This is a genomic window from Ferruginivarius sediminum (genome assembly GCF_003344765.1).
Taxonomy (GTDB): Bacteria; Pseudomonadota; Alphaproteobacteria; order Kiloniellales; family Rhodovibrionaceae; genus Ferruginivarius; species Ferruginivarius sediminum.
Genome location: NZ_QPMH01000005.1, coordinates 146,365 through 171,967 on the forward strand (window position 1 = coordinate 146,365; position 25,603 = coordinate 171,967).

The window sequence follows — 25,603 nt, forward strand, 5'->3', positions numbered from 1 at the left end:
GTCTTAGGGCCTCCGAAATCGGACTATCGAATCAAACACGATGATTGCGGATTAGCCGCAATCTCCATAAACGCTTTCTTTCGCTCGACGATGTAATGGCGGTTGCGGAGGCTTCGACAGGACATCTGGGCGCCAGAGAAGCCGCCTGCTGGCTGGAGTAACATAGCCCCAACTGCTTGCCGGAGCCGCCGAAACGTGCTTTTTCAATGAGTTCGGCAATGTCCTGACATATGTACTGAATGGCTCGGCTGTAGTTCGCGTTGCCGGCAGCACCATTGGATAATCCGCTGAATCTGAACAATAAACCTCCCTTGCCACCGCTGAGCGTCAGCCCCAACCCGCCCACATCTCTTGTAGCTAGAAGAAAATATCTGATGTACAACCAATTCAGGCATATTTCAGCCATTCCCTCGGGTGTGCCGCGCAGCGTTGCGGATGGTAGGCGCTAGCAATTGAAGCCAAGCGAATGCTTGCGTCCGTTCGTTGTCTTTCGTTCGCATGGCAGGGGTGGTCGCGGATCTGTCTGAAACTGGCCTGAAAGGGCTGGCCCGGTCGGGTCGAATGGGGCCGTGAGCGTCTTCGGTGTGAGTGTGCCGAGCGCTTGCAGTGGAAAAGCCGACTTAACTGCGGGCCGTGACCGTCATCAGTGAGGGGTGCGCTGATGCTGAACACGATGCTTGCTTGGCTCTATTCCCATTCCTGTTTCCAAGAAACCTGACCGAAGCCAGAAGAAACCTTCTTGGCGGAAACGCCCCTGAGTGGGCGCGGTGACGGGTCGGCGGTCGTCACGGGGCCATCCCAACCTCTTTGACATGCCTCAAGGAGCCGCCGGGCCTTCCATGGTGCAGTTCGGGCAGTCCCCGCGCGTGGTGGCGTGGGCGCTTACTCGAACCCCATGGAGGACAGGATGAATCGGGCACTCACAATGACGGCCGCGGCAGCATTGGCCGCTGCCGTTGCCTGGTCCGGCGCCCCGGCACACGCTGGCTCGCAGGATAAGCCGGCCGGGCAAAAGGCCATGCCGATGGGGCAGGGCATGATGGGTTATGGTCAGGGCCAGGGCATGATGGGTCCTGGGATGATGGGCGGACAGGGCTATGGCATGCAGCAGCGCGGCTATCGCTACGGACCGATGCAGCAGGCACCGCAGCAGGGTGGTCAGGCCGGACAGCCTCCTTACGGGCCGATGCAGGGTTACGGCTGCGGTTACGGGCCGATGGGGCCGGGCATGATGCATCCGCAGATGCATCAGTGGATGCACGGCGAATCCGGATACGGCCATCCCCACGGCTACGGACACGGCCCCGGTATGATGGGTCCCGGTATGATGGGCCCTGGAATGATGGGCCCCGGCATGATGGGGCCGGGGTATATGATGAGGCCCGGTTACGGCCGTGGCACCATGAGCGTGCCTGGCGGCGAGGTCTCGACCGACAACGTCAAGGCGATGCTGGAACAGCGGCTCGCTATGCACAACAATCCCAACGTGAAGGTCGGCAAGGTCGAAGAGGAAGACGACCATATCGTCGCCGAGATCGTGACGAAGGACGGCTCGCTCGTGAATCGTTTCAAGGTGGACAGGAAAACCGGTCAGTGGATGCCGGTTAACTGACTTTCATTGGCACTGTTCGCATTCGAGGCGCCGCTGTCCGACGATGGGGGCGCCTCATTCGTTCGACCCCTGGGATCCGCTGTGCTGTAATCGCCCCTCATCTTGAAACCGATATGGAGAGGAAGCGTGCCCCTCGACCTGTGGCTGGCGTTCGTGGTGGCTTCGACGGCGTTGCTGATGATGCCGGGACCGACGGTGATGGTCGTCGTCGGCTATGCCCTGTCGCACGGGCGCCGTTCGGCGTGGCCCAGCGTCAGTGGGCTTGTGCTGGGCGACTTGGCGGCGATGACGGTGTCGCTGGCCGGCCTGGGCGCGGTGCTGGCAACCTCGGCGCTGGCGTTCACTGTCCTGAAGTGGGTGGGGGCGGTTTACTTGATCTATCTTGGCATCAAGTCCTGGCGTTCCGCCGGAACCACCGATACTGAGGTCATGGAGCCAGCGCTGGACGGCTCGCGGCGCATCTTTCTTCGCGCCTTTCTGGTGACGGCTATGAACCCGAAGAGTATCGCGTTCTTCATCGCGTTTCTGCCGCAGTTCGTGTCGCACGGCGCGCCCGCACTACCGCAGTTCGTGGCCCTTGGCGTCACCTTCCTGACGCTCGCCCTCGTCAACGGCGTCGCCTACGCGTGGCTGGCCAGCGGCTTGCGCCGAGCCGTTCTCTCCGGGCGGGGCCTGCGCAACGTGCGGCGGGTGGGCGGCGGTTGCCTGATCGGTGCCGGCATCGCCACCGCCGCCATGAGCCGAGGCTGAGTACGAACAGTCCGTGCCGTCTATCCGCGGCTCGTGTCGGGTAACCTGGCCCAGGCCCGGCCATGCCGGTCGGGTGGCGATATCCTTGCTGGCACAGCCGCTGCAACGCAGTCGTGCGCCAATGTCCGGCACGGCTTCCTCGGGGCCGAGTTGGTCCGCCAGCATCCGGCTGTCCAGCACCGCGTTATGGCCGCAGCGATTGCACCAGCAGAAGACGTCCAGACCTTGCTGCACAAGTTCGCCCAGCCGGGCCGCCATCCGCCGACGATCGGCCTCTTCCAGCAAGCCGCGCTTGATCCGCGCCATGCGTCCTATCCCATCGACCGCAATGACGTGAACATATAGCGAACAAAAGGCGCCTACAAGAAAATTGAAAGGACTTTGGTCTCAACACTTAAGTGAGGTCGGCGTCGGGGTAGGCGGTAATGCCGAGAAGCATGTCGACGTGCCCCCCATTCGCCGACAGCGGCGTGACGAGAACTTTGTAGCTGCCGGGCATTCGGGTAAAGCGCATCCGGTAGGGCAGCTCACGTTGGACCGGCTGCCGCGTGGCGAGCACCCGGTCGTAGATTTCCAGCAACAGCGGCTGGGAACTCCGGGAAGCGATTTCGGACAGCTTCAACCCGGTGTAGTTGGCGCCGGCGCGCTCGACGATCCGGCCGCCGACAAGGCGATATTGGTAGTCGCCGTCGTCCAGTACATCGACCAGGAAGATATCCGGCAGTAACCTTGGAATATCCAGCGGGTCAATGTCCTTGCGCGCCGGCATCGCCCGCTCGCCGCGCTTATCCTCCCAGTAGGCGAGTAGCAGCGAAAGGTTTGTGTCGCTGCCACCTGCCTCGGCATTGTCCCGGGGCTGCGAATTCGACATTGTCATCGGGAGTTCGGTGCCGGCCCGAGCATCGCTGCGAAGACCCTATTTGACGACGTGCAGCGTCCGCCGCTTCTTCAACACCGATAGGGCGTCCGGCAAAGACGATGCCCGTGCAAGGCGCTGCGGCCCGCTGTGCACGACGTACTCGCCCCCGTCGGCCCGCTTGGCGATGGAAAACAGCGGATGCTCGTGCGTGTGACGGAAGATGGAGAACACGGCGGAGTTGCCGCGCTGGTCTATCGCATAGTCGCGCCACTCGCCCCGTGCCACGCCGCGCGAGTAAAGGTCCAGAAGCTGTTGAAGTTCGCGGCGGCTGAAGAACGTGGGGGCGCTGTGCGGGTTTCCGGAGTCAATTCGGTGCAATTTGGCCATCAGCGCGTCCACACCACCCTGTCGAGTTCGATCTCCCCAGTTTTCACGAATTGAAGGGCTGCGTCCAGGGGTGGCAGGCATTGACCTGGACGCCTTGCGTGGGCAGCTAAAGGGCAGTGGGAACGGAGAACCCGGGAAATACACCGATGGTAGCGACGGAAACACCAATCTGCGACTTCGGATGGAAAGCCGTGGATTTCGATCTGCCCGGAGTTGACGGAGCGCGCCACACGCTGGAAAGCGTGCGCGGTCCCAACGGCACCCTGATCGCCTTTATCTGCAACCACTGCCCGTATGTGCGCGCCGTGATCGACCGCTTCGTCGCAGACGCGAAGGTGTTGCAGGACAAGGGTGTCGGCATCGCCGCAATCATGTCGAACGATACCGAGGCCTATCCCGCCGATTCCTTCGAGAACATGAAGGCCTTCGCGAAGGAACACGGGTTCACCTTCCCGTATCTGATCGACGAGACGCAGGAGGTGGCCCGCGCCTATGGGGCAGTGTGCACGCCGGACTTCTTTGGCTTCGATGCCGATCTGGGACTGCAGTATCGCGGCCGGCTGGACGCCTCGAAGAAGGAGGCGGCGCCGGACGCCCGACGCGAATTGCTGGAAGCGATGATCCAGGTCGCCGAAACCGGGCAGGGACCGGCCGAGCAGATCCCCTCGATGGGCTGTTCCATCAAGTGGCGGCAGGCGGCCTGAGCCGTTGGGGCGGACCCGCGTGAGCGGTTCGACAGCCGCTTTCTTCACTCAGGCGCGCCAACGTTGTCTGCCGGCCTTTGCAAGCCGGGACGCGTTGGCTAATGTGGCGCGCGTTTTAGGCCATCCGGCGGTGCGAGGGACCCCGACGTGAGCGATATTTTCCGCGAAGTCGACGAAGAGATCCGTAAGGAACATTACGAGGCGCTTTGGAAGAAGTACGGCTCGTGGCTGATTGCTGCGGCGGTGGCTCTCGTGCTTGCCGTGGCGGGCTACCAGGGCTGGACCGCTTGGCAACGCGACCAGGCGATGCAGGCCTCCCAGGAGTACGCCGCCGCCGTTGCAAAGGCCGGCGACGATCCGGCTGCCGCGCTGCAGGCGCTGGGTGGTCTGGCCAAGCCCGGTTCCGACGGCTACGGCCTGTTGGCGGCGTTCCGGCAGGCCGCGCTGCAGGCCGAGGAGGGTAACGTCGATAGCGCGGTCGCGACCTGGGAAAAGATCGCCGCGAGCGACGCGCCGCCGAAGCCGTTCCGCACCCTGGCCACCCTCTTCACCGTGATGCATCGGATCGATACCGGCGACCCGGGGGCGTTGAGCGAGCGTCTGGAGCCGATCGCCCAGTCGAACGACCCCTTCCGCTCGACGGCACTGGAACTGCAAGGGCTCCTGGCCCAGAAGCAGGGCGATGAGGCGCGCGCCATCGAGCTTTACAAGCAGGTGGCCGACGGCGCCGACGTGCCGCCGGCCCAGCGCCGGCGCGTGACCCAGTTGCTTGCGGTTCTGGAGGGCTAGTCAATCGTGGGACTGCTTGGACGCGCCCTTGGATGCGCCGCGCTGGCATTGCTGGTTGGCGGCTGTGGCGTCACCGAATGGTTCGAGGACGAGGAGGAGCGCCTGCCGGGCGAGCGTATCTCTGTCCTGACCCTGGAACAGCAGATCGAGGCTGACCCGGAGGTTGCCGAGCAGCGGGTGGCTCTGCCGAAGCCATATCGGAACGAGTCCTGGGGTCAGCCCGGTGGTGCGCCGAGCCACGCCATGTACCATCTGTCGCTGCCCGAGAACCCTCGGGAGGCCTGGCGCGCCGATGTGGGCGAGAGTTCCGGCGACGACCAGCAGATCCTGGCGCAGCCGATCGTTGTCAGCGGGCGCGTCTACACGATGGATGCCACGGCAACCGTCTCCGCCTTTAGTGCGGAGGATGGCGAGCGGCTATGGCGGCGCGACGTCTCACCGGAGGATGACGAGGGCGTGTTCGGTGGCGGCCTTGCCTACGACCAGGGCCGGCTATTCGTCACCACCGGCTATGGCACGGTGGTCGCCCTTGATCCGTCGAACGGCGAGGAGATCTGGCGTCAGCGCGTCGGCGCGCCGATGCGCGCGGGGCCTGCGGCGCGTGATGGCCGGGTCTTCGCCGTCACCGTCATCAACCAGACGGTCGCGCTGTCGGCCGACGACGGGCGCGAGTTGTGGCGTCATCAGGGCATCGAGGAGCAGTCCGGCCTGCTTGGTTCCGCGACACCGGCGGCGACCGATTCGGCGGTCATCGTCGCCTATTCCTCGGGCGAGATCCTGGCGCTGCTGAACGACAACGGCCGCGTCCTGTGGAACGACAGCCTGGCGGGCATCACGCGGACCGATCCGGTTGCCGATATGGCCGACATCCGCGGCATGCCCGTCGTCGATCGTGGCCTGGTGTATGCCGCCAGCAATTCCGGGCGCATGGCGGCAATCGACCTGCGGCGCGGTGCGCGGGCGTGGGAGGCGGAGATCGGCAGCGTCGAGATGCCGTGGGCCGGTGGCGCCTACGTGTTCGCCGTCACCACCGACGCCCAACTTGTCGCCCTGACGCGCGAGCGTGGCCGGGTACGCTGGGTGACGCAGCTTCCGGCCTATGAGGATCCGGAGGACAAGACCGGCCCCATCGTGTGGCAGGGCCCCGTATTGGCCGGCGACAGGCTGATCCTGGCGGGCAGCAACGAAACGGCGGTGACTGTCTCGCCCTACAACGGCGAGGTGCTGGGCACCATCGGCCTGCCGGACAAGCCCGCCGTGTCGCCGGTCGTTGCAAAGGATACCGTTTACATTCTGACCGACGACGCCACCTTGCTGGCACTACGGTAGTTGCGCGCGGCCCATGACGCTCACAGTCGCCATCGTTGGCCGGCCCAATGTCGGCAAATCGACGCTGTTCAACCGTCTTGTCGGCAAGCGCCTTGCGCTGGTGGACGACACGCCGGGTGTGACACGCGACCGTCGGGAGGGCGAGGGGCGGCTGTTCGACCTGCGCTTCCGGCTGTTCGACACCGCGGGGCTTGAGGACGTCCAGGACGAAAGCCTTGAGGGCCGCATGCGCCGGCAGAGCGAGCTCGCCATCGAGGAGGCCGACCTCGTCCTGCTGATGGTGGACGCGCGAACGGGGCTCACCAGCACCGACGAGATCTTCGCCGATCAGCTTAGGCGATCCGAGCGCCCTGTCGTGGTGCTCGCCAACAAGTGCGAGGGGCGGGCCGCCGAGGCCGGTCTATTGGAAGCCTACAGCCTGGGCCTGGGCGATCCGGTAGCGTTCTCCGCCGAGCACGGCCTGGGACTTGAAGACCTCTACGACCACCTCAAGACCGCGGAGGAAGCGAAGGCGGCGGAAGCCGGCGAAGTCGTCGCCGAACCTGGCGAGAAAGAGCCGGATGTCCTCCAGTTCGCCGTCGTCGGGCGGCCGAACGTTGGCAAGTCCACGCTGATCAACCGGCTGCTGGGCGAGGAGCGCCTGCTGACCGGGCCGGAAGCAGGCATCACCCGCGATTCGATCTCGGTCGAGTGGACTTACAATGACCGCCCGATCCGGCTGATAGACACCGCCGGCATGCGGCGCAAGGCGCGGGTTTCGGAAAAGCTGGAGAAGCTGGCCGTCGCCGATGCGCTTCGTGCGGTGCAGTACGCCCATGTCGTCATCCTCCTCCTCGATGCCGAGGAAGGCCTGGAGCGCCAGGACCTGACGATTGCCAACCACACCATCGAGGAGGGCCGTGCCCTCGTCATCGCCATCAACAAGTGGGACGTGGTGAAGGACCGGGACGCCGTCATCGCCGGGGTGCGCGACCGCCTGCAACGCTCGCTGCCGCAGGTGAAAGGCATCCCCGTCGTGACGGTGTCAGGCCTCAAGGGCAGGAACCTGGATGGACTGCTGGACGCCGCCATTGACGCCTACGATGTCTGGAACACCAAGGTCGCCACGCCGGACCTGAACCGCTGGCTGCACGAGGTGGAGGCGGCGCACCCCCCGCCGATGGCGCACGGCCGGCGCAACCGCCTGAAATACATCTCGCAGCCGAAGGCGCGGCCGCCCACCTTCACACTGTTCTGCGCGCAGCCGAAGGACTTGCCGGACTCATACCTGCGTTACCTGGAGAACGAGCTGCGGCACGACTTCGAACTGCCGGGCACGCCGATCCGCTTCCTGCTGCGCAAGAGCCGGAACCCTTATGCCTGAGGCTGATGACGCCAGACGGCGAAGGCGTCAGTAGGCGTCGACGATCTCGCCCTGTCGGGTGCAGTCCGGGCTGGCCAGATCGACGAAGCTCTGGGTGATGGCCGAGGGCTCCGGGTGCTGCATCGGATCCTCGCCGGGAAACGCGGTGGCGCGCATACGGGTGCGCACGACGCCCGGGTCCAGCAGGTTGGCGCGGATGTTCGTCTTGCCCAGTTCCGCCGCCCAGACCTTGACCATGTGTTCCAGCGCCGCCTTGGAGACCGCGTAGGCGCCGAAGTATGCGAAGGGCATCCGCGCCACGCCGCTGGTGACGAAGATCGCCCGGCCGGCATCGGACTGTCGCAGTAGGGGATCCAGGCTGCGGATCAGGCGGTAATTGGCGGTGACGTTGACGTCCATCACCTCTTGCCAGACCTGCGGCGGAATGTGGCCCAGCGGGCCAAGCTGGCCCAGCGCGCCGGCGTTGCCGACAAGGATGTCCAGGCGGCCGTGGCGCTCGTACAGGCTGGCGCCCAGACGGTCGAGGGCGTCGAAGTCGCGCAGGTCGAGCGGCACCAGCGTCGGGGCCGCGCCGCCGGCCGCGCGTATGCCGTCGTCCAGTTCCTCCAACGCCCCGTTCGTGCGCGCGATCAGGATCAACTTCGCACCCTCTTTCGCGAAGCGCTCCGCGACTGCGGCACCGATGCCGCGCGAGGCGCCGGTGATAACGGCCACGCGGCCGGCCAGCCGCCCTTGGCCCGCGCTTGCGCCTGCCGGGTTGTCTTTCGATCCTGCGCTCATGCCCTCTCGTGTCCTTTCGTTTGCGGTGTTGCTCTTGCCCGCCGCCATCGCGTCAGCATAGCGCGCCAGCGCCCTTCCAGGCCCCAGGCAGCGCCGATGCCAAGAATCAGGCCAACGGCCGCATAGCTCATGCCCTCGGCCGTCAGCGGCAGGGCGGGTGCGAAGTCGCGCAGCGTGCCTTGCGCCACCTCCCCATGAAAATGGCGCGCGAAGACCAGCGGCCGTTCGAATACCCCGGCTTCGCGCAATGCCGTGTAGGCACCCTCCAGGCGGCTCAGGGTGTCGAAGGCCGTTTCGTAGCCCTCGACCAGTGTCCGCGTCAGTTCGCCACCCTCGCGCCGCGCCTGCTCCAGGTAGGCCGCGATTTCCAGCCTGCGCTCGGCCGCATCGCGCATGACCGGAGCCAGATCCGCCCGCGCTTGGCTCAACCGGCCCGAGATATGCTGCAGGTACTGCGCATAGAAGCTCGGGAACTGTGCGGCGGCCGCCGCACCGGCGGCGGCGCTCAAGCCATTGACGAGGCGGGCCAGCATTCCGGTGCTCCCGGGACTGTTCCATTCCGCCTCTAGCACCGACCAAGTGTCGCGGCAAGCGTTCCTATTCCGCAGGATTGCGCGCCGACGCCGGCACCGCTCCCGGCCGGAAGTAGCGGTGTCCGAGCCAGAGGGCGACGTTTACCAGTGCGATCAGGACCGGTACCTCGACGAGCGGCCCGATCACTGTGGCAAAGGCGACGGAGGAGCCCAGGCCAAAAGTCGCGATCGCGACCGCGATTGCCAACTCGAAGTTGTTGCTGGCTGCGGTGAACGCGATCGAGGTTGTCCTGGGATAATCGGTGTCGATCAGCCATCCCATGAAAAAGCTTATGATGAACATGATCACGAAATAGATGACAAGCGGTATCGCAATTCGCGCAACATCGAAGGGAAGTTGCAGCACCATGCCGCCTTTCAGGCTGAACATCGCAACGATGGTGAACAACAGCGCCACGAGTGTCAGCGGTCCGATCCTGGGGGCGAACCGGTTCTGGTACCAATCTTCGCCTTTCATCCGCATCAGGGTGAAGCGAGTGAGGAAGCCGGCGGCAAACGGGATTCCCAGGTAGATCAGGACCGCTTCGGCAACTGTCCAGAAATCCACGTCGATGATCCGGCCTTCCAGGCCGACAAGCGGCGGCAATACCGTGAGGAAGAACCACGCATAGACGCTGAAGAAGGCAACCTGAAACAGGCTGTTGAAGGCGACGAGTCCGGCGACATATTCGTTGCTGCCGCGGGCAAGCTGGTTCCAGACGATGACCATGGCGATGCAGCGGGCAAGCCCGATGAGGATCAAGCCGGTCATGTATTCCGGATGGTCCCCAAGGAATACCACGGCAAGGCCAAACATCAGAACAGGCCCGATCAGCCAATTCTGCACCAACGACAGGGCCAGCACCCGCCAGTCGCGGAATACTTCAGGCAGTTCCTCATACTTAACCTTCGCGAGCGGCGGATACATCATCAGAATCAAGCCGATGGCGATGGGGATATTCGTCGATCCAATCGATAAACCTTCGAGCAAGGTCGGTAGCCCATCGAAAATCGCGCCTAGCGCGATACCGAATGCCATCGCGGCGAAAATCCATACTGTGAGATAGCGGTCGAGGAAGCCTAGTCTTCGCATGGCCTTCGATGCCATCGGTACACTCCTTGTTCGGGATGAGTCGGGCGGCACGTGCTGGCGTGCTCGTGACTGCCGGTTATCCCGGCACCTCCGTGTCCTGGTTGCTGCCCAGCATCTCGATCCGCCGCTGTAGCGACATGCGGTCGAGCGAGGCGATCGGCAGGTTCACGAAGATACCGAGCCGGGTGTTGATCTGGCGGTAGACGTTGGCGACGAATGCGCGCTTCTCGGCCTCGCTGCCCTCGAAGCTGGAAGGATCAGGGAACGGCCAATGGGCGGTCATCGGCTGGCCGGGCCAAACCGGGCAGACTTCGCCGGCGGCGTCGTCGCAGAGCGTGAAGACGAAGTCGAGATCGGGCGCGTCGGCTTCGGCGAACTCGTCCCAGGACTTGCTGTAGAGCTTCGATGTGTCGAAGCCAGTCTTCTCCAGCAACTCGATCACGTAGGGGTTCACCTGTCCGCGCGGGTGGCTGCCGGCGCTGTGCGCCAGGAACTTTCCCTCGCCGATGTGGTTCAGGATGGTTTCGGCCATGATGGATCGGGCCGAATTGTGGGTGCACAGGAACAACACATTATAGGGGCGGGGTGTCATGGCGGATGTCCTTGTCGCTCAGTCGTCGCTGCCCTGCGTCTCGGGCGCCGGCGGGCAGCGCGTGTTGGCCAGGCGCGGCAGGTCGCCGCAGATTTCCGGATGACCGTGGCAGCACTTCTCGGTCAGGAACGTCATCAGCCGCCGCATGCCCTCGTAGTCCGCCGCGTAGATGATTTGCCGGCTTTGCCGGCGGGAGCGCAGCAGGCCCGCCCGCTCCAACTGGCTCAGGTGGAACGACAGCGTTGCCGGCTGGACATCCAGCTCGCGCGCGATCTCTCCCGCCGGCATGCCATTCGGTCCGGCCTCCACCAGCAGGCGGAAGGTTTCGAGCCGGGTTTCCTGTGCCAGCGCCGCCAGGGCTTCGATGGCATTCGACATTTCCATATTTAGACCATTATCTAATTATCAGGTTCAGCTCAATCACAATCACTCACCAACACGTGAGTGCAACCAAAAAATGCGCTTACATGTACTTAAACGCGTGATACGGGCAGTATTCTTCGTGCCCTATTCCGCCAGGAGGGAAAGCTGCTGACGGCAGTTCTCCCGGTCTTCCTGGTCGACCAGCCGGATTGGGTAGTCGCCGGTGAAGCAGGCGTCGCAGAACTGCGGCTCCGCCGCGTTCCGGCCCGGCTCACCCATGGCCCGGTACATGCCGTCGAAACTGACGAAGGCAAGGCTGTCGCAGCCGATTCGCTCCGCCATGCCGGCGACGTCGTATTGCGAGGCCAGAAGCTCCGCCTCGCTGGGCGTGTCGATGCCGTAGAAGCAGGGGTGGCGGGTCGGCGGTGCGGCGATCCGCATATGCACCTCGGCCGCGCCGGCCTGGCGCACCATGTTCACGATCTTCGCCGAAGTAGTGCCGCGCACGATCGAATCGTCGACCAGCACGACACGCTTGCCGCGCAGATATGCCCGATTGGCGTTGTGCTTTAACTTTACACCAAGATGGCGGATCGAATCCGACGGCTCGATGAAGGTGCGGCCGACGTAGTGGTTGCGGATGATGCCCAACTCGAACGGGATATTCGCCTGGTTGGCATAGCCCAGCGCCGCTGGCACGCCACTGTCGGGCACGGGAACCACCATGTCCGCGTCGACATGGCTTTCCCTGGCCAGTTCGGCGCCGATTCGCTTGCGTGCCTCATAGACGCTGGTGCCCTCCACGATGGAATCGGGGCGGGCGAAATAGATGTGCTCGAAGATGCAGAAGCGCTGCTGGCACGGCGGGAACGGGCGCAGGGAGCGCAGGCCGTTGTCGTCGATCACCACGACCTCGCCGGCCCCCACGTCGCGGATGAAGTCGGCGCCGACGATGTCCAGCGCGCAGGTTTCCGAGGCCAGGATGTAGCTGTCGCCCAGCTTGCCCAGCACCAGCGGGCGCACGCCAAGCGGGTCGCGCACGCCGATGATCTGGTCGCTGGTCATGGCGACAAAGGAATAGGCCCCCTCGATCTGGCGCAGGGCGTGGATCAGCCGCTCGATCACGGTGTTCGCCGGTGCGGTCGCCATCAGGTGGATCACCACCTCGGTATCGGTGGTGGACTGGAACAGAGAGCCGCGATGGACCAACTCGCGCCGCAGCTTGCGGGCGTTCGTCAAATTGCCATTGTGCGCCAGGGCGAAGCCGCCGAACTCAAGGTCCGCGAACAGCGGCTGCACGTTGCGCAGCACGGTGTCGCCCTCGGTCGAATAGCGGTTGTGGCCGATCGCCGCATGGCCCTTCAGGCGGTCCATGACGCGCGGCTTGGCGAAGATATCCCCGACCTGGCCGTTGTCGCGGTGCGCGTTGAACTGCTCGCCGTCAAAGCTGACGATGCCCGAGGCTTCCTGCCCGCGATGCTGGAGGGCGTGGAGTCCAAGAGCGGTGTGCTTGGCGGCGTCGGCATTGCCGTAAATGGCATAGACGCCGCACTCCTCGTGGAGGCGGTCGTCATCGAAGGGATGTGTCGTCATCATTCGCTCTCGCGCCCGGACTCGGAGGTTTGTGATTCGATCAGCCGATCCAACCCTTGCCGGGTTTCGTCGTTATAGCCCTTTTGCGTGTCCGGCGCATCGGCTTTCGGCGCCGGTCGGCTGAGGGTGTCGTAAGCGTCTTTCATCTTCTTGGCGCGCTCGGCCTCGCTCTTGACCGTGTCGACCGCCGCCGCGCCGTCCGCGCGCAGCGATTCCGGCAGCAAACCGGCCAGCACGTTCGCCCCGGCTTCGACAATGCGGCGGCTCTTGGCGTTCTGTATGTAGTCGGGGCGCTCCTCCGGCTGCGGCAGCGCCCAGGCCAGGACCAGCCAGAGCGCGGCCAGTATGACCGCGCCGCGTGCCAAGCCAAACAGCAGCCCGAGCGAGCGGTCGAGCGCGCCCAGCGAACTGTTCTGTACTTTGGCCGCGACAAGCCGTGTCAGGATGGCCAGCACGACCAGGGCGATCAGGAACAGCACGACGCCCGCCACGATGTCCGCCAGGAGATCGATGGCGATGATGTCCCGCACGTATGGCTGTAGATGGGGGAAGCCGTAGAGAGTCACAAGTCCCGCGCCCAGCCATGCTCCAATCGCCAGGACCTCGTGTACGAACCCGCGGAAAAAGGCCAGTGCGGCGGAGATCAGCAGCACCGCCAGCACGACCAGGTCGACGAAGTTGATAGGTAGTTCGCTCATCAATCCCCAAGGGTTGCGCCGGCGGATGCATGCTTTCGCATGCTAGTCCGCCGTGCTGGCGCTGCGGCTAGGCTGCACACGGCCGAAGCGGGCGACAAGGTCGCTCAAATGTCCCATCTCCTGGACCGCGATGCCCTCCGGCGTGGCGGGTTTGCCGCGGCCGCTGCGTTGCGGCGGGGCCCAGGCGGCGGCGAAACCCAGCTTGGCCGCTTCCTTCAGGCGCTGCTCACGCTGCCCGACGGCCCGGATTTCGCCCGACAGCCCGATCTCGCCGAACACAACCGTCTCCTCCGCCACCGGGTCGTCGGCGGCCGCCGAAATCAGCGCCGCGGCCACGGCCAGATCCGCCGCCGGTTCGCTGACTCGAAGCCCACCCGCGACATTCAGATAGACGTCCTTACCACCGAGTAAAACCCCGCATCGTGCCTCCAGGACCGCAATCACCATCGAAAGTCGACTGGAGTCCCATCCCACAACCGCGCGTCGCGGCGTGCCCAGGGCGGAATTTGCAACCAGCGCCTGAATCTCCACCAGGACCGGGCGCGTGCCTTCCATCCCCGCAAAGACGGCGGCGCCGGCCACGTGGCCGCGCCGTTCGGCCAGGAACAGGGCGGAGGGGTTCGTGACCTCGACAAGGCCGCCGTCGGTCATCTCGAAGACGCCGATCTCGTCCGTCGGCCCATAACGGTTCTTCACGGCGCGCAGGATGCGGAACTGATGGCCGCGCTCCCCCTCGAAGTAGAGGACGGTGTCGACCATGTGCTCCAGCACCTTCGGGCCGGCGATCAGGCCCTCCTTCGTCACGTGCCCGACCAGCACCACCGTGAACCCGCGCACCTTGGCAAGGCGCACCAGCTCCTGGGCGGCGGCACGGACCTGGCTGACGGTACCGGGTGCCGAATCCAGAACGTCGACGTACATCGTCTGGATCGAGTCGATGACAACGACGTCCGCCGCGCCGCTTGCGTCCAGCGCGGAGGCGATGTCGCGCACCGACGTGGCCGCCGCCAGCATCACCTCCGAATCGGCAAGGCCAAGCCGGCGGGCGCGCAGGCGTACCTGGTCGATCGCCTCCTCGCCGGAAATATAAGCGCAGGTCGTGCCGGCCTGCCGCGATAGCCGGGCGGCAACCTGTAGCGCCAGGGTCGATTTGCCAATTCCCGGGTCACCGCCCACCAGCACGGCGGAGCCGCCGACAAGGCCGCCGCCGCAGACCCGGTCGAACTCGGCGATGCCCGACACGCGGCGCGGCTGCGGCTCACTCTGGCCGGACAGCTCGACGAACTCGACCCGCTTGCCGCGCCCGCTTCGGCGCTGTCCCAGGCCGCCGGGCGGGGAATCGGGCGCGGCTTCCTCGACCAGGGTGTTCCACTCGCCGCAACCTTCGCAGCGACCCATCCATTTGGCATGGACCGTTCCGCACGCCTGGCAGACGTATTGCGATTTCGCCTTGGCCACCTATCGCCCCGCTGGCCTTTCGGACCGCTTTTGCCCGTCGGCCGGAAAAGCATCGACATCCCGTGCCGCCTCCATACCGGGGAAGGCGGGCCGCCGCAAGGTGCCTGGACAGATAGACCATCGTCCTCGACATCGCGTCGAGAGGCGTTACATCTAGGGCGATGTTGGCGGAGCGCTGGCCGGTGAGTGATGAGTGACGTCCTTTTGATGAATGAGCCTGTCGTGCGCCTTGCCGCGTTCGCGGGCGTCTTCGCGGTGATGGCCGTCTGGGAACTGGCCGCGCCACGCCGCGGGTTCGAGATTGGCCGCGGCCCTCGCTGGCCCGGCAACCTGGGCATCGTCGTCATCGACACGCTGCTCGTGCGCCTTGTTTTCCCGACAGCGGCCGTCGGTGTCGCCGTGGCGGCAGAGGTGCAGGGCTGGGGCCTGTTCCAGATGGCGGAAGCGCCGCTCTGGCTGGCGGTTATCGCTTCTGTCGTGCTGCTGGACCTCGCGATTTACCTGCAGCACGTGCTGTTTCACGCCGTGCCCGCGCTGTGGCGGCTGCACCGGATGCACCACACCGACCTGGGTTTCGATGTGACCACCGGCCTGCGCTTCCACCCCATTGAGATCGTACTGTCGATGGTGATCAAACTGGCGGTGGTTGCGGCCCTGGGCGCGCCGCCGGTTGCGGTGCTGGTCTTCGAGGTGCTGTTGAACGCGACCTCGCTCTTCAACCACGGCAACGTGGCTATTCCACCGCGTCTCGACCGCTATGTGCGCTGGCTCGTGGTGACGCCGGACATGCACCGGGTGCACCACTCGGCGATTCCGAACGAGACGAACAGCAACTTCGGGTTCAATCTGCCGTGGTGGGACCGGCTGTTCGGAACCTATCGCGCTCAGCCGGAAGCGGGCCATGCGGGCATGACCATCGGCATCGAGCAGTTCCGGAATTCACGCGATCTCCGGCTGGATCGGTTATTGGTCCAGCCGTGGCTGGGCGCGGCGTCGAGCTATCCGATAAATCGTCGCGGCAAGGAACCTTAGAACCCGACCCAACCGGAGTCAGGGGCATCAACACAGGTTTGCTACAAAGGGGGTAAGCTGCTTCAACCATTGCGCGATAGCATCCAGATGGCGTTGCGTTAATTTGGAGTCTGACTGGCACGCGACACCATAGGATCGCCCTGATGGCCGAAATTCCGACAAGCTCCCGACAGGACTGCGATGAGCGGCGCCGCGAGTTTCTGGAGCTTTGCGGCAAGATGGGGGCGGCGGTTCCGCCGACTGTCATCCTGCTTGCTTCCGGCCGTAACGCGCTTGCATCCGGAGGAAGGTCGGGGCCGCCTCCCGGATTGCCACCTGGCCCTCCGGGCGGATCACCGCCGGGGCGCCGGGGCGGGCCGCCTTGGAACAACTCCTGAACGGCCTTTCGCCGGCGTGATTACGTGCGAACGCCCGACATCTCACGGTCGGCGTGCGGCGAGCGCTTTAAGACGCGATCATCGTTGGCATAGCACAGTTGGTGGTTGGGTGCGGGAAGACGCAGCGTTTCCTGTAGCTGTGATATGTCATTGCAAGATGATCGGCGGTGAAATCACTATCCTATGAATCGGCGGATATGGACGCATGAGTGTGCTGCGAATGCCGGATGCGGTCGCAACAGTCCAAGGTCCGCAGGCGTTTCGCGAAGGACGCCTGTATCGTCTCGGGGATGCCGCCATCGCATTCGTGCCGTCGGCACAGAAGTTGATGGTATTGAACCCGACCGCTGGCTACATCTGGACGCGGGTCGCCGCAGGCGTGTCGCCCGATAGTTGTGTGGACGAGCTGCGCGAGCTGATGGCGGTTCCGCCGCCGGCTGCCCGGGAATACGTTGATGCCTTCCTCGATGGGGTAAGCCGGGCTCTTGAGGCGGAGGAGCCGGAGTTCGACCTCCACGTGCTGCCCGCCCAGCCCGCACGTCGTGGCGACGTGGCTGCATCCGCATGCTATCGGCTCGGCTCGGCGGTGGTCCGAATTTCCTGCACGTCGCAGCGGGAGCATGAGGCGATTGCCGGCATGCTGTCTCACCTGGCAACAGGCGACCGTCCGGCCGACCATACCGTGGACGTCGTCAGCGAGGCGGACGGGCTGCGCCTCATCCTCGACAGCGCTACCGGCATCACTTGCGAATCGCCGCGGGAGCTGCTGCCTGGGCTCGTCACGCTGCTGTTTTCGGTTTGGTACCGCTCCAGCGTCGATTTCGTCGCGTTCCACGCCGGCCTGGTGGCGTTTCAGGGGCGCACCGTGCTCATTCCGGGCAATAGCGGCAGCGGCAAGACGACGACCACGGCCGCCCTCTTGTCGGTCGGGGCGGCATACATGTCGGACGATGTTGTCGCGCTGGAGCGCGAAACGCTGGCTGCCACCGGCTTTCCCGTTCCGCTGGCGGTAAAGGCCGAGCATGTGTCCCGGATCGCCGCCTTCTTCCCCGATCTGGCGGATCAGAGCGAGCACGTCCGCATGGATGGCACGCGCCTGCGCTATCTGACGCCGGGGCGGATCGGACACGGCAGGCGCATCGACGCCATTGTCTTTCCCCGGTACCGCCAGGACAGCGAAACGGCCGTTGAGACGGTTCCCCCCGCAGAGGCGCTACAGCGCCTGGCAAGCGAGTGGGTGCGCGTGGCGACCATTTCCGATGAGGATGTTGAGCGCCTCGTGGACTGGATCGGCTCAACCCCGTCGGTGCAGATCACCTATGGCTCGCCTGACGCCCTCAGGCAAGCGCTCGACGGTTTCCTCGAAACAAGATAGCCGGCATCCAGATCATGCCTCGGCGGGCAGGGTGCGTGCGCTTGTCGGCATGCCGTCGAAGTCCGTCCAGACGTGGTTGCGGAAATCGTAGAGCTTACAGGCGCGGTAGACCTCGCGGTACGCGGACGGCGTCATGCGGTATTTTACCACATCTGCGCCAAAAGCTTGCAGGAGCCGGGATTCCGCCTCCGGCAATTTGTAGACGGGGACCGACGGTAGGGCGTGGTGGGCGGGATGTTCGTGCACGTCGCGTAGCAGGGTCGTGAACTTCGGCAACTCCACGTGCGTCGTGCCGCGGATATTGCCGTTGTAGAAGGTCCACTCCGCCTCGTTGTCGAACCAGGGTACGCGCGGGTGGGTGTGCTGGATGTAGATGGAAAACGCCATCAGGTAGTTCCAGACGGCATACGGCACCGCCCAGCCGAGCAGCAGCACCAGCCACGTCGGCCGCTCCGGCGCCAGCCAGCGGCCCAGCGACACCACGAGCGCGATGGTGGCTGCCAGGGCAGTGATCACAAAGATCGAATCGAATACATGCCGCCGCCACTCGCAGCGTGAGTCCGGTGCCAGCGGCAGCAGCAGGCGCGACAGCCAGAACTGCGGATAGTAATAGACGACCGGCCCCAGCGGCCCGCGATAGACGCGCTCCATGAAACGCCTGATGGGACCGTGGGCGTCGTATTCCGCCTTCGACATCGGCGCCCAGACGTAGTCAAAGCCTTTCAGGTTGGTGCGTGCATGGTGCGTCTTGTTGTGCACGACGTCCCATAGGCTGATCGAATGGGCGCAGGGGATGAATGCCAGCCGCCCCAGCCACCAGTTCAGCCGCCGCCCGGGCACGTAGGCGCAGTGCGCGCAGTCGTGGCCGATGATGAAAATCATCCCGATCATCGCGCCGTTCAACACACCGAGGAGCGCATTGACGATCAGCGGCAGCTCGGCAACGGCTCCAACCATCGTGGCGTAGTAAAGGACGAAATACAGGGCCAGCAGCCCTACGCCGCGAGCGAGGGAGAGCCGCGTGAACTCGGCGCGCTCGCCCTTGGTGAGCCACGTCGAAGGCGTCCCAGCCTTGCGTCCGCGTACGGCTGCCTGCCCATCCGGCATCGCCTCGCTCTACCCCTGTCGTTGGAGGGTTCACCAGCTCATATTCGGGGTAAGGATTTTGAGCCAAACGGCACGTGGGGGCAACGTTCAAACGACGAAATTGCGCGGCGCGGACTCAGGGTCGAGACTCAACCAGAGCCTCCTCAGACCACTGCGAACCGAACGTTGTCGGCGGCCATCCGCGCTTCCAGGATCGGCGCGCCGCCGGCCCGTAACAGCCAGTCGAGACGGTGATCGCGCATCTGGCGGCGGGCGCTGCCGCTCCGGACCGTAACCATCGCCTTGCCGTCCAAAAGCAGCGGGACTTCGCCGCGCCGGCTGAGGCGCCGCACCTCCTCGGCGCCTTCTCCCTTGAGGCCGTTGCGCCGCTCGAACGCAATGCCCTTCTCGCGCAGCGCGATCTTCACCTTCTGCGCGAAGGGCGACAGCCCGAACTCGTAGAGCACCAGCATCGGAATTCCTTTCTTACCCCGTCAATGCTGTCGCATCACGTCAGGCGAATTGCGCCAGGCCGTGGCCGACGGACCAATTCTCCTTCGCCGTTTCGACGATATTCACGAACACGTCCTCCGACCGGATGCCGGGGCTTTCACCGAGCAGTCCCGCTATACGTTTGAACAGCGCCTTTTTCTGTTCCGCTGTGCGCGTATCGAACACGGTGATCTGGATGTAGATGACATCGTCGCTGCGATCGACGCCGAAGGCGGCGCCGTAACGGAAGTTCGCAGCGTCATGCTCCGTGATCGTCATGAACTGGTCGTCTTCGGGCACGTCGAACGTTTCGCGCAACGCCCGGTAAAGATTGTCGAGAATCGCCTGCCTGAAGGCCTCCGGCTTTCCGGCACGCATTGAGATGTGCAAGAGCGGCATCGTGGATCCTTTCCAGGTTGTTCCGGCTTCACACTAGGTGCCGCTAAGTTATTTTGATATACAATGGGAAACGATATTAGAAATTGAGATTCTAAATGATAGAACGTCCCCTTGATCTGGATGCGGTCCAGGCTTTTGTCCGCATCGCCGAACTGGGCAGCTTCACGCGCGCGGCGGAAGCCGCGCAGACGACGCAATCCACGGTCAGCTTGAAGCTGAAGCGGCTCGAAGAGAGGCTCGGCTGTCGACTTGTCCAAAGGACCCCCCGGCACGTGGAGCTTTCAGCGCAGGGCGCGGCCTTCCTTGAACACGCCCGTGAACTCCTGGAGGTGCATGATCGCGCTTTCGCGGTTTGTGCCGGAGCCCGCCAACGCCTGGCCATTGGCATCAGCGACCATGTTGCGGGGCCGGAGCTTCCCGCGCTGATTGCGCGCATGAACGCGCAAGACCCGCAGCTTCTGGTCGAGATCCGGATCGGATCGTCGGGCGACCTGCTTCAGAGTTTCGACCGGCGGGAACTGGACGCCGTGATCGTCCGCCGGCATTTCGGACGAAGCGACGGGGAAATTCTGACCGAAGAGAAGTTCGGCTGGTTCGCAGCGACAGGCTGGCAACATCGTGCGGGCGAACCCCTGCCGGTTGCCACGATGCCAGAGCCTTGCGGCGTCCGTGTCATGGCCGGGGAGCTTCTCGATGAAGCAGGCGTGCCCTGGACGGAAATATTCGTCGGCGGCGGTGTTACGGCGGTCTCCGCGGCGGTTATGGCCGGGCTTGGCGTTGCTGCGCTGGCTCGGCGCATGCTGCCGTTAGGTGCGGTTGACGTGGGCCCCAAGCTCGGGCTTCCTGAATTGCCGCGCTTGCCGGTTGTACTTCACTCAAGGGTCAACGACAGCCCGCCGCGCGATGCGATTGCCGCGCTTTCGGCCGCCTTCAGGAGCGCGGTGCGAGACTAGCCAACGTTGCCAGCGAAATTGACGTGGATGATTATTGAAAACGGGCACGGCGCCTTGGGGATTTGGCGACCGCACAAGCACAGAGCGGTCTGCACGACCGCTTTTGGAATGTTGCAAGCCTCCTCAAAGTCACCTCCAAGGGCTTCAATACAGGCTGTGAATCCGATTGGCAGCATTGGTTCAATGCGGTGATCGGGTTTTGACCCTAGAACTCGAGTTCAAGCTGGAACATGAACTGTTTGTTGGGCACCTTCAGAAGCTGCTTCGTCGGCATCACCAGCTTGATGTCGTCGTCGAACGCCAGTTCCAACGCGAGCTTGCCGTCGGTTTCGCCAGTATCGTAGGGCGTGCCGCCGAAGTTGGTAGTACCGTCGGTCTCGGGTTCGAATTGCTCGAGGTTGTCTGCACGCAAAGACAGCGCAAGACCTACGGGCGGCCATTCGTCTTGCGGCGATTCCGCTTGAGCTGTTGGAAGGGCAAACAAAGGCATTGCAAGGGATGCCGCGAGAAAAGAGGCCCTGTTTAAAGCCGTAACCGCCATGGCCGACCTCGCCTCGACAGCTTCAGCGCCCCTGGTTGCAAGTGTATACCTGCTGGCACGGCGAAGCGAGATACCCTTTCAGCTTAGAACCTTATTTCCTGCAGCCATTCCAGTGTCTTAATGGTGCAGCCAAGGAGACGCCCCGGGCCTGATGGTCGCGCGCCCCAGTTGAACGTCATCGCCGTAATTTTCGGGTCAAACGACACGCTGAGACATGCTAGAAGTGTCGTTAGAACACGATCGGGTGGGGCATGTGGTCGTTCGAGCTATTGATCATCGTCACGGCGGTCTTCCTGCTGGCGGGTTTCGTCAAGGGCGCCATCGGGCTGGGCTTGCCGACTGTCTCTCTGGCGCTGCTGACCGCGACCGTCGGCGTGCGAGAGGCGGTGGCGCTGATGCTCGTGCCCTCGCTCGTCACCAACGTATGGCAGGCGGTCTCCGGCGGTGCTTTCGCGGTTATCTTTCGGCGGCTGTGGCCGTTGCTGGCGGCCGCCGGGCTGGGCATATGGTTCGGGACAGGGTTCTCCGCGGCGGCGCGGCCGGAACAGCTTTCGGGCGTCCTGGGCGTGCTACTTGTGGTCTATGCCGCGTTCGCGCTACTGACACGGCCGATTCCGGCACCGGGCAGGTGGGAAGTGCTGGCGTCGCCCGCGGTCGGTGCCGTGAACGGCGTGCTGACTGGCCTGACAGGGTCGTTCGTCATGCCGGGCGTTCCCTATCTGCAGGCGCTGGGCCTTCCCCGCGACATGCTGATCCAGGCGATGGGGCTGCTGTTTAGCGTGTCCACCATCGTCCTGGGCCTGGCGCTTGCCCGCCACGGCCTCTGGACGGCGGATATCGGCGGCCTCTCTGTCGCGGCCCTGGCGCCGGCATTCGCCGGCCTCGCCCTGGGCCAGCGCCTGCGGCGCCATATGGCGGAGGCCGCTTTCCGCCGCATGTTCCTGTGCGGTCTACTGCTGCTGGGCGCCTATATCTCGGTGAGGGCATTTTTGTAAGGATCCGGCGTTATTGCGTTTCGAAGCGAATTCTCGAACACTGGCCCCGAAACACCTGGGCAGGAGACTTCGGAGGTAGCGATGCCGCACGACACGCAGGGGCGTATCGGCCCGCAGGATCTTGGCGGCCTTGACGGCGATTCGGTCGATCCAAGCGAGCATGACCTCGCGCAGTGGGAGCGCATGGTTGATGCCATGACCCGGCTCATGTACCGCGAGAAGATCTTCGGCGACGCCGCACAGCTTCGCGAGGGGATCGAGGCGCTGGGACCGGACGTCTATCAACGTCTCAGTTATTTCGAACGCTGGGCGGCCTCATCCGCGCGCAAATGCGTGATGGAGGGGCTGGTGACGCAAGAGGAACTGGACGAGCGCATCGCACAGATTCGCGAGCGGGGGCGCGACGGGGCATGACACCGGCATTCCGCGTTGGCGACCGGGTGCGTGTCGACGACCGCTACGAGCCGCGCCACCACCGCACGCCGGCGTACGTCAAGGGAAAGGTCGGCGAGGTGGAGCGAGTTTGCCTGGCCCACGGGCGGCCCGAGATCCTGGCCTATAGGAACGACGGCGGTCCGCCACGCACAGTCTATCGAGTCCGCCTGCGCCAGTGCGACCTGTGGCCGGATTACAATGGCCCCGCGCATGACACGCTGGAAATCGAGATCTTCGAGCATTGGCTTCGCCCCGTCGAGGCAAGAAACTAGGACCCGAAACGATGGCGCACGAGCATCACGGCCACGACCATCCGCACCCATTTCAGCCCGACCATCCCGAGCCCACGTCATATTACGAATTGCTGGGTATGGCGCTGAACGAGCTGTTGATCGAGAAGGGTGTCTATACCGCCGGCGACATGCGCGCCATGATCGAACAGCTAGAGGCCGTCAGTCCTGAAACGCACGGTGCCAAGGTCGTGGCGCGTGCGTGGGTGGACCCGGATTTCAAGGCGGCGCTGTTGCGTGACGGCGCGGCCGCGGTCAGTTCGCTGGGTCTCGATCCGGGCTACACCGAATTGACGGCGCTGGAGAACACGCCGCGCCTGCACAACGTCGTCGTCTGCACCCTCTGTTCCTGCTATCCGCGCTCGCTGCTGGGCCGTCCGCCGGCGTGGTACAAAAGCGCCAGCTACCGTAGCCGCCTGGTCCGCGAACCGCGCAAGGTCCTGGCCGAGTTCGGCACGACGGTCCCGGACGACGTCGAGGTCCGCGTTCACGATTCGACGGCCGAATTGCGCTACGTCGTGGTCCCGATGCGCCCCGAAGGCACGGAGGGTTGGAGCGAGGAGGACCTCGCCACTCTCGTCACCCGCGACAGCATGATCGGGGTGGCACGGGCGAAGGCGACGAGATGAAGCCTGGAGGGTCAGCCGTCCTCAGTTTCCGCCGGCATGTCCGCTGCGACCTTTTCCAGGGCCTCGGCGAAGATCGCGCGTTCGCGTGGCGTGCCGACGCTGACGCGGACGTGGCGGTTCAGCGGGGCGACCGGCGGAACGCGGACGAAGACGCCCTCGTCCTGCAAAGCGTTCAGGAGGAAGCGCGCCCGTTCCGCGCCGCCGACGTCGATGGCGACGAAGTTGGTCGCGGACGGTAGCGCCCTGAAACCCAGGCGCCGTGCCAGTTTTTCATAGTCGCGCCGGCCCTCGGCGACCTGGTCGATCACGCCTTGCAGGAAGTCCGGGTCGTTCAGCGAGGCCAGCGCGCCCACCTGCGCCACCAGCGTCACACCGAAATGATTGCGGATCTTGTCCAGGCCGGTGACGAGGTCGCGGTGGCCGATGGCATAGCCGATCCGCGTGCCGGCAAGACCGTGCACCTTCGAGAAGGTCCGCATGCGCACAACCTGCGGGTCGTCCGGGTCCATCGCCGGCGCGGCGGCCTGGGGCGCGAACTCGATATAGGCTTCGTCCAGCACCAGAAGCGTGCCGGCCGGCAGCGCCCGCACGAAGTCGTTGATGGTGGCGGCGTCGTGCCAGCTTCCCATGGGGTTGTCGGGATTGGACATGTAGACCAGCGGCGCCCCGGTTTCCCTGACGGCGGCCAAGAGGGCGTCGAGATCCTCATAGCCGTCCTTGTACGGCACCATGTGCAGCCGGCCGCCGAAGCCTTCCACGTGGTAGTTGAACGTGGGGTAGGCGCCGTTCGAGGTGACGACGGTGGTCCCCGGCTCGACGACGAGGCGCACGACGTTGCCGAGGATCTCGTCGACGCCGGCGCCCACGCTGATTTGCTCTTCGGCGATGCCGTGCTTGGCGGCCAGCGCGCGGCGCAGGTCGAAGCTTTCCGAATCCCCATACTTCCAGACCTGATCCGCGACCTCGCGCATCGCCGCCGCGGCCTTCGGTGAGACGCCGAAGCAGCTTTCGTTCGCACCCAGGCGCGCGCGGAACGCCCGGCCTGTCCGGCGCTCCAGCGCCTCCGGCCCGACGAAGGGCGTGCTGGCCGGCAGGTCGCGCAGCACCTTGGTGAAGGGGATGTAGCGGTCCGCCATGGCAATCCGTTCCCGGTCGTTGGTCAGCCGCCGGCAGCATAATGAGCCGCCCGCGCCCGGCCAAGGCCGGTCATGGCTCCACCTGCGCCGGGCTGCTAGACTTGCCTTGGCGGCGTGCCGTGACGGGCGAAGGCTTGGGAGCTTGCCAATGAGACGAGCAATCATCGCGGCGGCGCTGCTGCTTGCCCTTGTGCCGCCGAGCGCATCCGACGCGGCGGCACAATCCTGGCTGGATAAGGCCAGGGAAACGGTCGAAGGGCTATCCGGCGGCGGTGGCGGTGACGCCGGCACTCTCTCCGATTCGGATATCGCCGGCGGCTTGAAGGAGGCGCTGCGCTTCGCCACCGAGCGCACGGTGAATACGGTGGGCGTCGAGGACGGCTTCAACGCCGATCCGCAGATTCATATCCCGTTGCCGAAATCGCTGAAGACCGTGCAGTCGGCGCTGCGCCAGGTCGGCATGTCGAGCATGGCCGACGACCTGGAGCTTCGCCTGAACCGCGCCGCCGAAGCGGCGGCGCCGGAAGCCAAGGCGGTATTTTTCGACGCCATCAAGCAGATGACCTGGGACGACGCCCGCCAGATCCTGGACGGTCCCAAGGATGCGGCGACGCAGTATTTCCGCCGCACCATGTCGGAACCGCTGAAGGGCCGGATGCGCCCCATCGTCGACAGCCAGCTTGCACAGGTCGGTGCGGTGCAGACCTACGACGACATGATGGGGCAGTACGACCAGATTCCCTTCGTGCCGGACGCGAAGGCGAACCTGACCGACTATACCCTCGACAAGGCGCTGGACGGCATCTTCCACTATCTGGGCAAGGAAGAGGCCCGCATCCGGGGGAACCCAGCCGCGCGCACCACCGACCTGTTGAAGAAGGTCTTCGGGAGCTGACGCCGTGGCGCGCTCGCTGAACTGGC

31 protein-coding genes are annotated in these 25,603 nt (G+C 64.7%); 15 read left to right on the top strand and 16 right to left on the bottom strand.

The features are described from left to right. Positions 1–31: 31 nt before the first annotated feature. A complete protein-coding gene (locus DRB17_RS19895; RefSeq protein WP_147274837.1) occupies positions 32–337 on the bottom strand; it encodes a hypothetical protein in 306 nt (101 codons plus the stop codon). A gap of 570 nt (positions 338–907) precedes the next feature. Between DRB17_RS19895 and DRB17_RS20460 the strand changes: the two genes are divergently transcribed. The 3 genes from DRB17_RS20460 (at position 908) to DRB17_RS20195 (ending at position 2,707) form a co-directional block, all read left to right on the top strand. Beyond that, a complete protein-coding gene (locus tag DRB17_RS20460) occupies positions 908–1,612 on the top strand; it encodes a hypothetical protein (protein ID WP_193725729.1) in 705 nt (234 codons plus the stop codon). 126 nt (positions 1,613–1,738) lie between these two features. After that, the gene (locus DRB17_RS07510; RefSeq protein WP_114581582.1) at positions 1,739–2,362 is read left to right on the top strand and encodes a LysE family translocator; all 624 of its coding nucleotides are present in this window, start codon (positions 1,739–1,741) and stop codon (positions 2,360–2,362) included. Between the two features lie 186 nt (positions 2,363–2,548). Next, positions 2,549–2,707, top strand: a complete 159-nt coding sequence (locus DRB17_RS20195; RefSeq protein WP_153242367.1) for a hypothetical protein — start codon at positions 2,549–2,551, stop codon at positions 2,705–2,707. 49 nt (positions 2,708–2,756) lie between these two features. On the opposite strand, the gene DRB17_RS07520 is transcribed toward DRB17_RS20195, so the two are convergent. Together DRB17_RS07520 and DRB17_RS07525 are read right to left on the bottom strand one after the other, a co-directional pair. After that, entirely contained in the window at positions 2,757–3,239 is a 483-nt protein-coding gene (locus DRB17_RS07520) for a PAS domain-containing protein (RefSeq protein WP_114581583.1), read from the bottom strand. 39 nt (positions 3,240–3,278) lie between these two features. Further along, positions 3,279–3,608 (bottom strand): DUF2794 domain-containing protein, encoded by a 330-nt coding sequence (locus DRB17_RS07525; RefSeq protein WP_114581693.1) that lies wholly within the window; start codon positions 3,606–3,608, stop codon positions 3,279–3,281. 146 nt (positions 3,609–3,754) lie between these two features. Here DRB17_RS07525 and DRB17_RS07530 point away from each other — a divergent pair, with 146 nt between their 5' ends. The 4 genes from DRB17_RS07530 (at position 3,755) to der (ending at position 7,793) form a co-directional block, all read left to right on the top strand. Next, the gene (locus tag DRB17_RS07530; protein ID WP_114581584.1) at positions 3,755–4,312 is read left to right on the top strand and encodes a thioredoxin family protein; all 558 of its coding nucleotides are present in this window, start codon (positions 3,755–3,757) and stop codon (positions 4,310–4,312) included. Between the two features lie 147 nt (positions 4,313–4,459). Continuing rightward, entirely contained in the window at positions 4,460–5,101 is a 642-nt protein-coding gene (locus DRB17_RS07535; protein WP_114581585.1) for a tetratricopeptide repeat protein, read from the top strand. A 6-nt stretch (positions 5,102–5,107) separates the two neighbouring features. Next, positions 5,108–6,430: a PQQ-like beta-propeller repeat protein gene (locus DRB17_RS07540; RefSeq protein WP_114581586.1), complete on the top strand. Its 1,323-nt coding sequence runs from the start codon at positions 5,108–5,110 to the stop codon at positions 6,428–6,430. A 13-nt stretch (positions 6,431–6,443) separates the two neighbouring features. Then, entirely contained in the window at positions 6,444–7,793 is a 1,350-nt protein-coding gene (gene der, locus DRB17_RS07545) for a ribosome biogenesis GTPase Der (RefSeq protein WP_114581587.1), read from the top strand. Positions 7,794–7,820: 27 nt separating this feature from the next. On the opposite strand, the gene DRB17_RS07550 is transcribed toward der, so the two are convergent. The 8 genes from DRB17_RS07550 to radA form a co-directional block, all read right to left on the bottom strand. Beyond that, entirely contained in the window at positions 7,821–8,573 is a 753-nt protein-coding gene (locus DRB17_RS07550) for an SDR family NAD(P)-dependent oxidoreductase (RefSeq protein ID WP_114581588.1), read from the bottom strand. Further along, the gene (locus DRB17_RS07555) at positions 8,570–9,106 is read right to left on the bottom strand and encodes a DUF2937 family protein (RefSeq protein ID WP_114581589.1); all 537 of its coding nucleotides are present in this window, start codon (positions 9,104–9,106) and stop codon (positions 8,570–8,572) included. Before DRB17_RS07555 ends, DRB17_RS07550 begins: the two co-directional genes overlap by 4 nt. 64 nt (positions 9,107–9,170) lie before the next feature. Continuing rightward, positions 9,171–10,253: an ACR3 family arsenite efflux transporter gene (gene arsB, locus DRB17_RS07560; protein ID WP_277738568.1), complete on the bottom strand. Its 1,083-nt coding sequence runs from the start codon at positions 10,251–10,253 to the stop codon at positions 9,171–9,173. Positions 10,254–10,314: 61 nt separating this feature from the next. After that, complete coding sequence (locus DRB17_RS20665) at positions 10,315–10,830, bottom strand: arsenate reductase ArsC (protein WP_114581590.1); 516 nt, start codon at positions 10,828–10,830, stop codon at positions 10,315–10,317. Between the two features lie 18 nt (positions 10,831–10,848). Next, a complete protein-coding gene (locus DRB17_RS20670; RefSeq protein ID WP_338322691.1) occupies positions 10,849–11,208 on the bottom strand; it encodes a metalloregulator ArsR/SmtB family transcription factor in 360 nt (119 codons plus the stop codon). A 129-nt stretch (positions 11,209–11,337) separates the two neighbouring features. Beyond that, complete coding sequence (gene purF, locus DRB17_RS07575; protein ID WP_114581592.1) at positions 11,338–12,789, bottom strand: amidophosphoribosyltransferase; 1,452 nt, start codon at positions 12,787–12,789, stop codon at positions 11,338–11,340. Next, complete coding sequence (locus DRB17_RS07580) at positions 12,786–13,484, bottom strand: CvpA family protein (protein WP_114581593.1); 699 nt, start codon at positions 13,482–13,484, stop codon at positions 12,786–12,788. The genes purF and DRB17_RS07580 overlap by 4 nt, the downstream gene beginning before the upstream one ends. Positions 13,485–13,526: 42 nt before the next feature. Beyond that, complete coding sequence (gene radA, locus DRB17_RS07585) at positions 13,527–14,942, bottom strand: DNA repair protein RadA (RefSeq protein WP_114581594.1); 1,416 nt, start codon at positions 14,940–14,942, stop codon at positions 13,527–13,529. Between the two features lie 207 nt (positions 14,943–15,149). On the opposite strand from radA, the gene DRB17_RS07590 reads away from it, so the two are divergent. Next, on the top strand, positions 15,150–15,974 hold the full coding sequence (locus DRB17_RS07590; RefSeq protein WP_241503772.1) for a sterol desaturase family protein: 825 nt from the start codon (positions 15,150–15,152) through the stop codon (positions 15,972–15,974). A 582-nt stretch (positions 15,975–16,556) separates the two neighbouring features. Then, positions 16,557–17,726 (top strand): PqqD family peptide modification chaperone, encoded by a 1,170-nt coding sequence (locus DRB17_RS07600; RefSeq protein ID WP_206607813.1) that lies wholly within the window; start codon positions 16,557–16,559, stop codon positions 17,724–17,726. Positions 17,727–17,738: 12 nt separating this feature from the next. On the opposite strand, the gene DRB17_RS07605 is transcribed toward DRB17_RS07600, so the two are convergent. The 3 genes from DRB17_RS07605 to DRB17_RS07615 all read right to left on the bottom strand — a co-directional run bounded on the left by DRB17_RS07605 (position 17,739) and on the right by DRB17_RS07615 (position 19,703). Then, a complete protein-coding gene (locus DRB17_RS07605) occupies positions 17,739–18,833 on the bottom strand; it encodes a fatty acid desaturase (RefSeq protein WP_114581598.1) in 1,095 nt (364 codons plus the stop codon). Positions 18,834–18,976: 143 nt separating this feature from the next. After that, positions 18,977–19,285: a glutathione S-transferase N-terminal domain-containing protein gene (locus tag DRB17_RS07610; RefSeq protein WP_114581599.1), complete on the bottom strand. Its 309-nt coding sequence runs from the start codon at positions 19,283–19,285 to the stop codon at positions 18,977–18,979. Positions 19,286–19,325: 40 nt separating this feature from the next. Beyond that, positions 19,326–19,703 (bottom strand): tautomerase family protein, encoded by a 378-nt coding sequence (locus DRB17_RS07615; RefSeq protein ID WP_114581600.1) that lies wholly within the window; start codon positions 19,701–19,703, stop codon positions 19,326–19,328. A 95-nt stretch (positions 19,704–19,798) separates the two neighbouring features. Between DRB17_RS07615 and DRB17_RS07620 the strand changes: the two genes are divergently transcribed. After that, positions 19,799–20,656 (top strand): LysR family transcriptional regulator, encoded by an 858-nt coding sequence (locus DRB17_RS07620; RefSeq protein WP_114581601.1) that lies wholly within the window; start codon positions 19,799–19,801, stop codon positions 20,654–20,656. 205 nt (positions 20,657–20,861) lie between these two features. Here DRB17_RS07620 and DRB17_RS19900 read toward each other — a convergent pair whose 3' ends face one another. Next, positions 20,862–21,197 carry a hypothetical protein gene (locus DRB17_RS19900; protein WP_147274838.1) on the bottom strand — a complete coding sequence of 112 codons (336 nt, stop codon included), beginning with the start codon at positions 21,195–21,197 and terminating at the stop codon, positions 20,862–20,864. 251 nt (positions 21,198–21,448) lie between these two features. Between DRB17_RS19900 and DRB17_RS07630 the strand changes: the two genes are divergently transcribed. The 4 genes from DRB17_RS07630 (at position 21,449) to nthA (ending at position 23,546) form a co-directional block, all read left to right on the top strand. Next, on the top strand, positions 21,449–22,192 hold the full coding sequence (locus DRB17_RS07630) for a sulfite exporter TauE/SafE family protein (protein ID WP_114581603.1): 744 nt from the start codon (positions 21,449–21,451) through the stop codon (positions 22,190–22,192). An 81-nt stretch (positions 22,193–22,273) separates the two neighbouring features. After that, entirely contained in the window at positions 22,274–22,606 is a 333-nt protein-coding gene (locus tag DRB17_RS20830; RefSeq protein WP_114581604.1) for an SH3-like domain-containing protein, read from the top strand. Then, positions 22,603–22,899: an SH3-like domain-containing protein gene (locus DRB17_RS20835; RefSeq protein ID WP_114581605.1), complete on the top strand. Its 297-nt coding sequence runs from the start codon at positions 22,603–22,605 to the stop codon at positions 22,897–22,899. The genes DRB17_RS20830 and DRB17_RS20835 overlap by 4 nt, the downstream gene beginning before the upstream one ends. Positions 22,900–22,910: 11 nt before the next feature. Then, positions 22,911–23,546 (top strand): nitrile hydratase subunit alpha, encoded by a 636-nt coding sequence (nthA, locus tag DRB17_RS07645; RefSeq protein WP_114581606.1) that lies wholly within the window; start codon positions 22,911–22,913, stop codon positions 23,544–23,546. Positions 23,547–23,557: 11 nt separating this feature from the next. Here nthA and DRB17_RS07650 read toward each other — a convergent pair whose 3' ends face one another. Further along, entirely contained in the window at positions 23,558–24,682 is a 1,125-nt protein-coding gene (locus DRB17_RS07650) for a pyridoxal phosphate-dependent aminotransferase (RefSeq protein WP_114581607.1), read from the bottom strand. Between the two features lie 148 nt (positions 24,683–24,830). On the opposite strand from DRB17_RS07650, the gene DRB17_RS07655 reads away from it, so the two are divergent. Next, complete coding sequence (locus DRB17_RS07655) at positions 24,831–25,577, top strand: DUF4197 domain-containing protein (RefSeq protein ID WP_193725730.1); 747 nt, start codon at positions 24,831–24,833, stop codon at positions 25,575–25,577. Positions 25,578–25,603 lie beyond the last annotated feature (26 nt).